Genomic DNA, 11,503 nt, shown 5'->3' with positions numbered 1-11,503 from the left:
ATTCCAAAGATTCCAAAGATTCCAAAGATTCCAAAGATTCCAAAGATTCCAAAGATTCCAAAGAAATATTAGAGCAAATGCTCTACTCTCAAGCTATATTTCGCTCTATCTTGTTATTTGCTTTGATTACTTTTCATTATTACTGATCTATAAATTGTTCCACGTGGAACGTTGAATTGTTTTTTTGATTCTTAAATAAAAAAAGCAGGATTACTCCTGCTTTTTATCACTACAGAACATTCTTAGTCAGTGAACGTTACACGTGCAATTGCTTTTTTACCTGACTGAATAATGAAAGTACCGTTTTCTTTTACAGCGAAACCTGCATCAACAGCTTTCCAGTCAACTTTTACTGCACCACGAGCTACTGCATCTTTTGCAGCTGCAGCATTCGGATTTAATCCAGCTACACGTAGAATCGTGGCAATAAAGATTTCTCCACCAAACTCACCACGCGAAATAGTCACCTCGGGGGTGTCTTCTGGTACTTCACCTTCTGTAATAAGGTTGCCAGCACTTTTATGTGCATTAGCGGCAGCTTCTGCATCATGGAAGCGCTCAACTAACTCAAGTGCAAGAATACGCTTTACTTCTTGTGGATTACGACCAGCAGCAATTTCATCTAATAAAGCTTTGATCTCATCCAGAGATTTAAAACTTAATAAATCGAAATAGCGTTCAATTAAAGAGTCTGGCATTGATAATACTTTTTGGTACATTGCCCCTGGTGTATCAAATACACCAATATAGTTACCTAAAGATTTAGACATTTTATTTACGCCATCTAAACCTTCTAGAATCGGCACAGTGATACACACTTGGGATTCTTGGCCATAACGGCTTTGTAATGTACGACCCATGAGTAAGTTAAAGGTCTGGTCTGTACCGCCTAACTCAACGTCAGCTTCAAGCGCAATTGAGTCATAACCTTGAACTAAAGGATATAAAAACTCATGAATTGCAATTGGCTGATGGTTGCTATAGCGCTTAGTAAAGTCATCACGCTCTAACATACGAGATACAGTTTGCTGACTTGCTAACTGAATAAGGTCAGCAGCAGACTTTTGATTAAACCATTCTGAGTTAAAACGTACTTTTGTTTTATTCGGGTCTAATATTTTGAAAACTTGTTCTTGATAAGTTTTAGCGTTGGCTTCTACTTGTTCACGTGACAACGGGGGACGAGTCGCGCTTTTACCAGTTGGGTCACCGATCATGGCTGTATAGTCACCAATTAAGAAGGTAACTTCATGGCCCAAATCTTGGAAAGTTTTTAATTTATTAATAAGAACCGTATGTCCTAAATGTAAATCTGGTGCTGTAGGATCGAAACCAGCTTTAATTTTAAGAGGACGATTCTCTTTGAGCTTTTTCAGTAAATCTTCTTCTGAAATAATTTCGTGCGTGCCTCGTTGGATGAGGGCAAGCTGTTCTTCGGCGGGCAAGAAATTTGACATCACAAAACCTAAACACATCAGTTATTCAATTTGTGCGATATACTAACATTTTTTCAGCGTCTTGCAGGGGAAGTTGCATATGAGCGCAATCTATATCGGCGTAATGACTGGCACTAGTATGGATGGTGTGGATATTGTTGCGGCTTCATTTGAGCCACTACAACTTCATGCTACTCTTACAGTTCCATTTGAACCCGAGTTACGTGATGAGCTTATGGCGTTAACTTTGCCTGATGACAATGAAATTGACCGCATGGGTAAAGCTGATGTTGCTCTAGCCAAAATGATTGGTCATGGCATTAATACTCTCATTGAAAAAAACCAGTTAGATCGTAGTCAAATTAAAGCAATTGGGTCGCATGGACAAACCATTCGTCACCGTCCAGAACATGGTTTTACTTTACAAATTGGTGATCCCAACATCATTACTGAAATCACTCAGATTCCGGTTGTTTCAGATTTTCGTCGTAGAGATATGGCAGCAGGCGGTCAAGGCGCACCATTGGTTCCAGCTTTCCATCAAGCACTATTTCAACATCCAAGTATTCATCGTGTGATTTTGAATTTGGGTGGTATTGCTAATGTGAGTATGTTGCCTGCCAATAATGCTGACGGCGTATTTGGTTTTGATACAGGTCCTGCAAATATTTTGATGGATGCGTGGTGCCATCGTCATACAGGCCATCCATATGATGAAAATGGTGACTGGGCAGCTTACGGTCATCCTATTCGCTCGTTACTCGATCGTCTTCATGCGCATGAGTATTTTTCTAAAGAACCCCCTAAGAGCACAGGTCGTGAAGACTTTAATATTGACTGGTTAGATGATCAGTTAATCGATTGGCGAAATGATTTAACTTACGATGAGTTAGAAGATACACCTGAAAACATCCAAGCTACCCTATTAAAGCTTACTGTGCGTGCCATTCAAAAAGCGATTTATCGCTCTGAGATGGAAACAGGTGAAGTATATGTATGTGGCGGTGGTGCTTATAACTCTTATTTATTAGAGCAATTACGCTGGCGTCTTCGTAAGCACAATTGGTCTGTTCAACCTACAGATGTTTTAGGGCTCTCCCCTACTTGGGTTGAGGCTACAGCATTTGCATGGTTAGCAATGCGTTTTGTAAATGGTTTAAGTGGTAATTTACCAGCAGTAACAGGTGCTTCGGATTTCAGAATTCTAGGTACGATCACAGTAGTATAAAAACTACTTATTGATTTGATTGGTTAGATTCGACCTCATAGCACATTTACTGACCCGAAATGCTGTTATTTAAATGAGCATAAAAACTCATGATAAATGCCGACAAAAATAATTTAAGGCATGTTTGTATGGATCTGACTAAACGTATTTCTCAATACACACGTGGGGCTTGGACATTCGATGTGATTGATTCAGGCCCTATAGATGGTCCACTCGTTGTTCTATTACATGGTTTTCCAGAAACTGCTCATAGTTGGGAGCAAACCTCTGAATTATTGCATCAGCATCAATTTAGAACGCTTGCGATTCATCAACGTGGTTATAGTTTAAATGCTAGGCCTCAAAGCCGATTTCAATATTCACTGAGTGAACTTGTAGAGGATGTGGCAAGTTTAATTGAGCAGCTTGGTCAGCCAGTTTATTTAATTGGGCACGACTGGGGCTCGGCAATTGCCTCGGGCGTTGCGATGAAGTATCCACAAAATATTCAGCATCTCACTTTAGTTTCTGTACCCCATCAAGCTGCTTTTCTAAAAGCCTGTTTAAGCAGCAGACAACTTTTTAAATCTTATTATTTTGCAATTTTTCAGCTACCGATTCTGCCCGAACTTTTATTTAAAAAGATACCTAAATTGGGCCGTAAGTTTCTTAAGTCATCAGGTATGACCGAAGAGCAAATTACGATATTCGAAGCTGAGTTTATAAAAGAAAATAGATTATCTACGGCGTTGAATTGGTATCGTGGCTTTTTTTGGGACAAGCCTCAAAATCCGTTTAAAGCCATAGATGTCCCTGCTCTCTTTATTTGGGGTAAACATGATATTGCCGTTACAGAAAAAAGTGCCGAGCTAAACTCACAGTATTTTAAAAATAGTTATGACGCAGTTTTTATGGATGCATCGCATTGGATTCCATATCAGAATGCACCTGAACTGGTGCAATACTTTTTAGAATCTGTCCGTGAAAAATAATGATCTGGCCAATAAAAAAACCTCTCAAAATAGAGAGGTTTTTTTATTTTTAAAATTCTTTTTAAATCGAGAACGAAGAACCACAACCACATGTTGTTGTCGCATTCGGGTTTTGGATAATAAAACGTGACCCTTCAAGACCTTCTACATAGTCAACCACTGAGCCAATTAAATATTGATAGCTAAGTGAGTCAACAAGCATTTTTACATCGCCATTTACGAATTCTGCATCATCTTCATTTACGCTTTCAGCAAAATTGAAGCCATACGAAAACCCTGAACACCCGCCTCCTGTTACATATACACGTAACATGAGATCGTCATTCCCTTCACTATCACGGAGTTGGCGTACCTTATTGGCAGCATTATCTGTCAAAACTAGAGCTTGGGCATTCATGATGATTGTTCCTCGGATTTTGCTGTGCCTTTCAAAATAAAAAAGACCCTATATTGAGTATAGCATAATCAATATAGGGTCTGTCTTCGAAGTTTAAAGCGAATCTTGAGTATTTTTATCAAGATTATTTGTAATTCTCGTCCTGTAAGCCACATTCGAAGTTTTTAGCATCTTGTTTACAACGGAATTGCCAAAGGAGTTTCATCATGCGTTTATCGTACACACCACGTTGTGTAAGGTTAATTCGAGACTCCCGCATGAGCTTTTGGTAACCTGGTTTATCGGCTGCTGGAACATCCATCCAGTATTTTTGTGGAATATCAGCTTTCATTTTACCCAAGATGGTAAAGGCACGTGGTAACTGACCTGAAACCCATTCTCTAGATTTCTGACCAAAACCAGCGGGGAACTTATCAGGACGGATAATAATATTTCCTGTGACCTGTAAGATCGGATAGTTCACGATCGCACCTTTTGTTCCTAAACCTTTTTGTAGCTCTAAAGGCTTAAATGCTGCTGCTGGCGCACCAATAATATCAACTTGATGGTTATTAAATTTCGCACCGAAATTTGTGACGTCAGCACTAACCGCCTGTGCCCCGACCTGCTGAACCATAATTTTTTGTGCTTCATCATAGTCAAGAACAGCAATTTTCTTACCTGCGGCTTTCGCTACTGTATTGATGCTGCGATCGTTTACTAGAAGGTAAGCATCACCAACTGGAATAACACCGACAACCTCATAGCGACCATTAACCATATATTTACTAAAAGTTGGACTCGCTAAACCTTGCATGATTTTTACAGCAAGCTTGAGATCAGGAATGGCCCCGATTGCGTCTAATGACCCAGTAAATGAGTTAAACTGACGGCCACGCATCCCTGACACACTAATACCATCACATTTGCCTGCTTTAAAATCTTCAGCAATCACGGCTTCATTTTGGTTTACTTTAAGTTCAATATCAGCTCCCCAGTTTTTCGCGGCAAGTTGATAATCCTTCATCAGCGCATAGACATCGCCATTTTTACCAACGAAGTCAAAAACACATACTGTTTGTTTAGCCTGAGCTGCAAAAGAAACTGTGGTGAGTCCCATCGCAAGTAATAGAATTTTGGAAAATTGCATATTCTTTTTCCTTTCCTTGTGGAGTTTTTGTTTTTCGATACCAAGAAATTTCACACCGATCAGGTATGAATCGGATAGGCCTCATATAAAAATCATGATGGAATATTTGTATAGACCCTATTTGCTTTTATGATTTTATTTCCATGAAAAATAGATAGCGATTGACCTATCTATTAGCAATTATTTTAATCACTCAAGTCCTTGATCCATTTTTATACCTTCATGTTTCCTTATGAAGTTTTTATCTAAATTTAGCTTAACGTCTTTCTAACTAACCACAATGGCAGAATTGACAGCACATATAAAACAAAAAGCCTAGAACTAGGTCTAGGCTTTCTGAAAGAAATTAAGATTATTCACCAGGCATTGAACATTCAAAGTTAGCCTTGTCTACAGAACAACGTGCTTTTTTCAATACAGACATCATTCCTGCATCGTAAACACCGCGTTTAGTTAAGTCCATACGGCCATCACGCAACATTTTTTGATACTTAAGTTTGTCTTCTGCACTTAAGTTCATTTTGTATTTGCCAGGAATTTGCGCTTCTAAACGGTTGATCATTGCAAAGTTCTTAGGTAACTGTTTAACAAACCAATCACGAGATTTTTGACCAAAACCAGCTGGGAATTTATCAGAACGTAATACTAGATCTGCTGTAACGTGTAGTACAGGGAAGTTCCACATTACACCGTTTGCACCTAAACCTTTATTTAACTCTAATGGTTTGTAAGCATAAGCAGGCGCACCTACCATATCTACCTGACCATTGTTAAATTTCGCGGCAAAGTTTGAAATATCAGAAAGAACCGCTTGAGCACCTACACGTTGCACCATAATTTTTTGTGCATCGTCATAACCTAACACGGCGAATTTTTTACCCGCAGCTTTTTCAACAGAGTTGATGTTTTTGTCACGTACGAAAATGAATGCTGAACCTAGCGGAGAAATACCAGCAACTTCGTATTTTTTACCACCCATATTAGTGGTCATTTTTGCTGCATTACGCGCATCTAATACATAAGTAATTGCACGTTGAGCGATTTGGTTATTTGGAACACCACCGAGTGAGTCGATAGATCCTGCGAATTTGTTATATTGGCGTGCACGCATTGCTGTCATTGCTACAGCATCACATTTACCCGCTTTAAAATCATTATCAGCAACAGCCTCGTCCTGACGAGGAACTAAGTTAATTTCAGTACCCCAGCCTTTTGCAGCTAGAGCCCATTCTTCCATCATTTTATATGAGTCGCCTGCTTTTCCTAAGAGGTCGAATACACATACGGTACTCGCTGCTTGCGCTGAAGCAGAAAAACCAACAACAGAAGCGGCAGCCATAGCAAGTACGATTTTTTTCATTTTCTTCATCCTTCCACGGAACAGATTTTTTGTTTGAAGTTTCCTTTCAAAGACAGATATTAATCATGTTTTTTAGAAAAAAATAGAGCTTTTACTCAAATATTTTTATCTAATTGAACCATTGTTTGTTCAATTTAAATTATTTATTAGTGGTAAAAATCACTAAGTTTCCGTAAGTTACTTTTTATATTCACAATTTTCATACCCATATTCAGCTTTGAAATATATGTAGCGTTTTTGTGTTTAAAAAACAAACTACTCTCCATTAAGGGTACATTCAAAATTAGTTCTTTCAACCGTACAACGAGCACGCTTCAGCACACTCATCATTGTTGCATCATATACACCTTGTTTTGTTAAGCTGAGGCGACCTTCACGTAAAATTTTTTGATATTTAGTTTTATCTTCGGCTGAAAAATTCATTTTAATTTTTGAGGGTACACCCATTTCTAGCCGTTTTATCATGGCAAAGTTTTGGGGTAATTGCTGTAGAAACCAAGCACGTGACTTTATACCGAAATCTGTAGGGAACTTATCACTTCGAGCAATTAAATCACCCGTAACGTTAACTACTGGGAAAGTAAACATTGCTCCTTTCCCTCCCACCCCTTTACCAATCTCTAAAGGTTTATAAGCATAAGCTGGTGCCGCAATTGCATCGACTTGTCCACTATTAAACTTTTTCACAAAATCGGTAATTTCTGATGGAATAGGCTGCGCGCCAACACTTTCCACCATAATCTTCTGTGCTGTGTCATATTGCAAAATAGCAAATTTAGTACCGCGTACTTTTTCAATTGAATTCAGGTTTTTATCTCTTACAAATAAATAAGCCAATCCAATCTGAACAATCCCGACGACTTCGTAATTGGCTCCATTTTGTGCAGTTACCATACGATGTTTATTACGTTTATCTAAAACGTAGCTAATTGCTTTTTGGGCAATGGCATTACTGGTTACTCCACCAATCGCATCAATCGAACCTGCAAATTTATTGTAATTTCTCGCCCGCATGGAAGTCATATAAGCGGCATCACACTTGCCTTCACGCAGCCTACGGTCAACCAAAGCTTCATCTTGAAATGGAATTAAAGTGATATCTGCTTGCCACTCTTTCGCTGCAAGCGCCCACTCTTCCATCAGTTTATAGGATTCACCTGACTTTCCTAATAAATCAAACACACACACATTTTGTCCCGCATGTGCTGTTCCCATAGCACAGCAAAATGCTGCGCCAATTATCCCCAATCTTTTTTTCATTTGACTTTCCTTAGTCTAGTTTTATTAGTAGCTCATTAATCAACCAAAATTTAAACTGTTTTTATTTTAGCCATATTTTTTTAAATGTGTTCTATCTTGTTCAATATTTTGAGAATTTCGGACGAATAGCGAAATTTAGAATGTCTTGATATATGTAATTATTAACAGCTGCTCACTAAAATCCGGAAAGTTTTGTTTTCATCGGCAGTTCTCTTTAAAATACAGCATCCCTAACTCACCTCGATACAATAAGATGATTCAATTTGACCAAGTTTCTTTACGCCGCGGTGGACGTGTTCTATTTCAAAAAGCGTCTATGCAATTACACCCAGGTTGGAAGATTGGTCTAACTGGTGTAAATGGTGCAGGTAAGTCAACATTATTTGCTGCATTACTTGGAAGTTTAGGTGCCGATGAAGGTTCACTTACTCGTCCTACAGGCTGGACTGTAGCGCATATGGCTCAAGAAATAAAAGCCTTAGATATGCCTGCAATTGATTTTGTTCTTTCAGGTGATGAAGAATTTTGGGATATTCAAAATAAGCTTGCTCAACCAGATCAACTGACTGATTTTGAATTGGCTAAATTGCATGGCCGCTTTGATGAAATTCATGGTTATTCAGCTCCATCTAAAGCAGCCCAACTCATGGCTGGTCTTGGTTTTCTAGAAAATCAATTGCGTTTGAATGTTGAGAGTTTCTCAGGTGGATGGCGTATGCGCTTAAATTTGGCGCGTACCCTTATGAGTCGTTCAGATTTATTATTACTAGATGAACCAACCAACCATTTAGACTTGGATGCAATTCTGTGGTTAGAAGATTGGCTTAAAGCCTATGAAGGTACACTCATCCTCATTTCACATGACCGCGACTTTTTAGATGCGATTACTGATCATATTCTTCACATCGAAAATCAGGAACTCACGCTTTACACCGGAAACTACTCTACATTTGAAACTACGCGTAGTGAACGTCTTGCCCAACAACAACAAGCTTTTGAGAAACAAGAAGAAACACGTGCTCATCTACAAAAGTTTATTGACCGTTTTAAAGCAAAAGCGACGAAAGCTCGTCAGGCGCAGAGTCGTATTAAACAACTTGAGCGCATGCAGCAACTTGCACCCGCTCATGTAGATACGCCGTTTACATTTAGTTTCCGTGAACCCACCAAAATGAGTTCTCCTTTGCTGACTTTAGACAATGCCAGTATTGGTTATGGTGATAAACAAATAGCTGAAAAAATCAGATTACAAATTACACCAACCTCACGTATTGGTTTACTTGGTATGAACGGTGCAGGTAAATCAACATTGATTAAGAGTTTAGTTGGTGATTTACCACTCTTAGGAGGTGAACGTAAAGCTTCTGAACTGCTTAACATTGGTTACTTTGCGCAGCACCAAATGGATGCTTTAGATGGGCATGCTACTCCAATGTTACAGCTTGCTCGTATAGCAGATAAAAAAATTAGTGAAGCCACTCTACGTTCTTTCTTAGGTAGTTTTGGCTTTAGTGGTGAACGCATGGATACGCCATGTGAAACCTTTTCTGGTGGAGAGCGCGCCCGTTTAGCCCTCGCACTCATTGTATGGCAGCGTCCAAACGTTTTAATTCTCGATGAACCGACGAACCATTTAGATCTAGATATGCGTCATTCACTGAGCATGGCATTACAAGACTTTGAGGGTGCTGTTGTACTGGTTTCCCACGAACGTCAACTCATTGCAAGTGTTTGTGACGAGCTTCTATTGGTACACGGCGGTAAATGTACCGAATTCGAAGGTGATTTACAGGATTATGCAAAATGGCTACGTGAAGCACGTCAGCAACTCATTAATGCTCAAACTGCTGTGGCTCAGAATAATTCGTCCTCTACCACTGCTGCTGCCCCAGCTAAAGTTGATAAAGAAGCACAGCGTAAAGAAGCAGCTCGCCGTCGTGAACAGACTCGACCTATTCGTAAAAACATTGAAAAAGTTGAGTCTCAAATTGAGAAGCTTCAACCACAGCTTGCCAAAATTGAAGAATCTCTAGCAGACACATCTCTATATGAGGCTGCACGTAAAGACGATTTACTCAAACTTATGAATGAACAGACTGAGCTGAAGGCTAAACTTGAGCAACATGAAGAGCAGCTTTTAGAACTTATGATGGAGTTAGAAGAAATGGAAGCTTCTTTTGATTAATCTATTTTCTAAAATAAAAAAGCCGATTTCTTAATCGGCTTTTTTATTAATTAATAAGGGGTATAAAAAGCCCCTAATTCATTTAAATTGCTATTTACAGGTAAAGGCCAAACATTGCTTGATTGGCTATCTGCGATATATAGATCATAACCGCCTCGACTACCTGTTTGTCCGGCAAGAGACACCACCATGTAACGCTGATCTAAAGGCGCTGGATCGGAAGTATCATAATTAATGCTGTTGAATGGCAAACGTGTGGTTTGTTTATTAGCTATATCATAGAGATAGATTTGATCATGGGCATTTGTTGAGCTATACCAGCGCACATATAAAAACTGACTGCCTTGCCACCATACTGGATAATATGAGGCAATATTGGTCAGTTGTGTATCATAGGCACCCGACTGATCAATACTGAAAACTCTAGAATTATTTCCAGCACCTTTCGCATACAAGATTTGGGTAGTATTTACCATCGGGTAAGGCATCGATTCTTCTATGTCCCAACCATTTTGAGTGACAGAAGTAATCGTCCGATCCGTCATTTTAACGATTTTTAAATCGCCATTTTGTTTAAAAATAATACGCTGGTTATCTATGAATTTTGGATCTTCATCACGTTTATTATTTCCCTGAGTTAAGTTAATGGGTAACTCACTACTACCCACTTTCCAAGCATACACATCCCATGCATCGCCATAATGCTGCCCAGAGTTAACCCCCATAAAAGTTAACCATTTTCCATCTGAGGAAAAATGACCATTCATCATATGGTCGATTTTCCAGTTTGTGCCCAGTAATGTAGTCTGTTGCGTTGTGAAGTTATAAAGATAAAGCTTACTGTCCCATGCGTCATAATCACTATAACGATGAAATACTAATTTGCCATAAAAGGTCGGGACTGTAGCAGCATGCAATTGAAACACACTAGTGACAAAAACAATGCTACCCAATATGAGTTTATAAATCTTTTTCATAATTATATTGCCTATTGTTATTAGTAAGTACCGCCTAGAGAATATAACTTCCAATAGTTTAGGTGTTAAACAGAATGCTTTTCTGGATACAAAAAAAGGGCTAATGATGATTAGCCCTTTCCCATAAAAAATCAATTATCTAAATTTTTTATGATTTTCATTTCGAATTTTGACTAAATTGATTGCTTCAGTTTTTGCTTGGTCTAATTGTCCTTGCTCAACTAATGCAGTTACTTTATCAATCTCAGTAACAAGCTGATCTAAACCAGCTTGATACTCTTTTACCTGAACATTTCCCGAAGGTAAACCTTCGAGTTTATGCGGCAAATATTGCTTAGAAGAAACTGCTGCTTCACGCATTACAACAAGTTGTTGTTTCGCATTAGCAGCATCTTTCGCTTCAGCAAATGCTTTAGTGCTCTTAGCTAAAGTTTTCATATTTGTTTCTAAATCAGCTGCCCAAACAGCAGAGCTTCCTAAAAACGCACATGAGATTAACAAACTAGCTAATACTTTCTGACCCATCATCTTCTCTCCCTAGACTGATTTAGAATCGTGTT

The 11,503-nt window shown here is 38.8% G+C and carries 10 protein-coding genes; 3 read left to right on the top strand and 7 right to left on the bottom strand.

Annotated features, from left to right (window positions below; translation table 11 throughout):
• Positions 1–242 precede the first annotated feature (242 nt).
• Positions 243–1,475, bottom strand: a complete 1,233-nt coding sequence (gene tyrS, locus QLG01_RS11645) for a tyrosine--tRNA ligase (RefSeq protein ID WP_191901091.1) — start codon at positions 1,473–1,475, stop codon at positions 243–245.
• Positions 1,476–1,536: 61 nt separating this feature from the next.
• On the opposite strand from tyrS, the gene QLG01_RS11640 reads away from it, so the two are divergent.
• Positions 1,537–2,664 carry an anhydro-N-acetylmuramic acid kinase gene (locus QLG01_RS11640; protein ID WP_004795587.1) on the top strand — a complete coding sequence of 376 codons (1,128 nt, stop codon included), beginning with the start codon at positions 1,537–1,539 and terminating at the stop codon, positions 2,662–2,664.
• A gap of 128 nt (positions 2,665–2,792) precedes the next feature.
• Positions 2,793–3,635: an alpha/beta hydrolase gene (locus QLG01_RS11635; protein WP_282496486.1), complete on the top strand. Its 843-nt coding sequence runs from the start codon at positions 2,793–2,795 to the stop codon at positions 3,633–3,635.
• 61 nt (positions 3,636–3,696) lie between these two features.
• On the opposite strand, the gene erpA is transcribed toward QLG01_RS11635, so the two are convergent.
• The 4 genes from erpA to QLG01_RS11615 form a co-directional block, all read right to left on the bottom strand.
• Positions 3,697–4,032, bottom strand: a complete 336-nt coding sequence (erpA, locus tag QLG01_RS11630) for an iron-sulfur cluster insertion protein ErpA (protein ID WP_003656048.1) — start codon at positions 4,030–4,032, stop codon at positions 3,697–3,699.
• A gap of 124 nt (positions 4,033–4,156) precedes the next feature.
• Positions 4,157–5,161 carry a putative solute-binding protein gene (locus QLG01_RS11625; protein ID WP_151826741.1) on the bottom strand — a complete coding sequence of 335 codons (1,005 nt, stop codon included), beginning with the start codon at positions 5,159–5,161 and terminating at the stop codon, positions 4,157–4,159.
• A gap of 352 nt (positions 5,162–5,513) precedes the next feature.
• Complete coding sequence (locus tag QLG01_RS11620; protein WP_003656045.1) at positions 5,514–6,521, bottom strand: putative solute-binding protein; 1,008 nt, start codon at positions 6,519–6,521, stop codon at positions 5,514–5,516.
• A 255-nt stretch (positions 6,522–6,776) separates the two neighbouring features.
• Positions 6,777–7,781: a putative solute-binding protein gene (locus tag QLG01_RS11615; RefSeq protein WP_282496485.1), complete on the bottom strand. Its 1,005-nt coding sequence runs from the start codon at positions 7,779–7,781 to the stop codon at positions 6,777–6,779.
• A 253-nt stretch (positions 7,782–8,034) separates the two neighbouring features.
• Between QLG01_RS11615 and QLG01_RS11610 the strand changes: the two genes are divergently transcribed.
• A complete protein-coding gene (locus tag QLG01_RS11610) occupies positions 8,035–9,966 on the top strand; it encodes an ATP-binding cassette domain-containing protein (RefSeq protein WP_282496484.1) in 1,932 nt (643 codons plus the stop codon).
• A gap of 50 nt (positions 9,967–10,016) precedes the next feature.
• On the opposite strand, the gene QLG01_RS11605 is transcribed toward QLG01_RS11610, so the two are convergent.
• Positions 10,017–10,943 carry a hypothetical protein gene (locus QLG01_RS11605; RefSeq protein ID WP_282496483.1) on the bottom strand — a complete coding sequence of 309 codons (927 nt, stop codon included), beginning with the start codon at positions 10,941–10,943 and terminating at the stop codon, positions 10,017–10,019.
• A 135-nt stretch (positions 10,944–11,078) separates the two neighbouring features.
• Positions 11,079–11,471: a cytochrome b562 gene (cybC, locus tag QLG01_RS11600; RefSeq protein ID WP_005308364.1), complete on the bottom strand. Its 393-nt coding sequence runs from the start codon at positions 11,469–11,471 to the stop codon at positions 11,079–11,081.
• Positions 11,472–11,503: the final 32 nt, after the last annotated feature.

Source organism: Acinetobacter sp. V89_4 (assembly GCF_029967875.1).
Classification (GTDB): Bacteria; Pseudomonadota; Gammaproteobacteria; order Pseudomonadales; family Moraxellaceae; genus Acinetobacter; species Acinetobacter oleivorans.
This window is presented reverse-complemented; position numbering and strand designations above follow the sequence as displayed.

Coding starts and splice junctions, on each gene's coding strand:
- erpA (WP_003656048.1), bottom strand. CDS start 4,032: ATGAATGCCCAAGCTCTAGTTTTGACAGATAATGCTGCCAATAAGGTA.
- QLG01_RS11625 (WP_151826741.1), bottom strand. CDS start 5,161: ATGCAATTTTCCAAAATTCTATTACTTGCGATGGGACTCACCACAGTT.
- QLG01_RS11615 (WP_282496485.1), bottom strand. CDS start 7,781: ATGAAAAAAAGATTGGGGATAATTGGCGCAGCATTTTGCTGTGCTATG.
- QLG01_RS11610 (WP_282496484.1), top strand. CDS start 8,035: ATGATTCAATTTGACCAAGTTTCTTTACGCCGCGGTGGACGTGTTCTA.
- cybC (WP_005308364.1), bottom strand. CDS start 11,471: ATGATGGGTCAGAAAGTATTAGCTAGTTTGTTAATCTCATGTGCGTTT.
- tyrS (WP_191901091.1), bottom strand. CDS start 1,475: ATGTGTTTAGGTTTTGTGATGTCAAATTTCTTGCCCGCCGAAGAACAG.
- QLG01_RS11640 (WP_004795587.1), top strand. CDS start 1,537: ATGAGCGCAATCTATATCGGCGTAATGACTGGCACTAGTATGGATGGT.
- QLG01_RS11620 (WP_003656045.1), bottom strand. CDS start 6,521: ATGAAAAAAATCGTACTTGCTATGGCTGCCGCTTCTGTTGTTGGTTTT.
- QLG01_RS11635 (WP_282496486.1), top strand. CDS start 2,793: ATGGATCTGACTAAACGTATTTCTCAATACACACGTGGGGCTTGGACA.
- QLG01_RS11605 (WP_282496483.1), bottom strand. CDS start 10,943: ATGAAAAAGATTTATAAACTCATATTGGGTAGCATTGTTTTTGTCACT.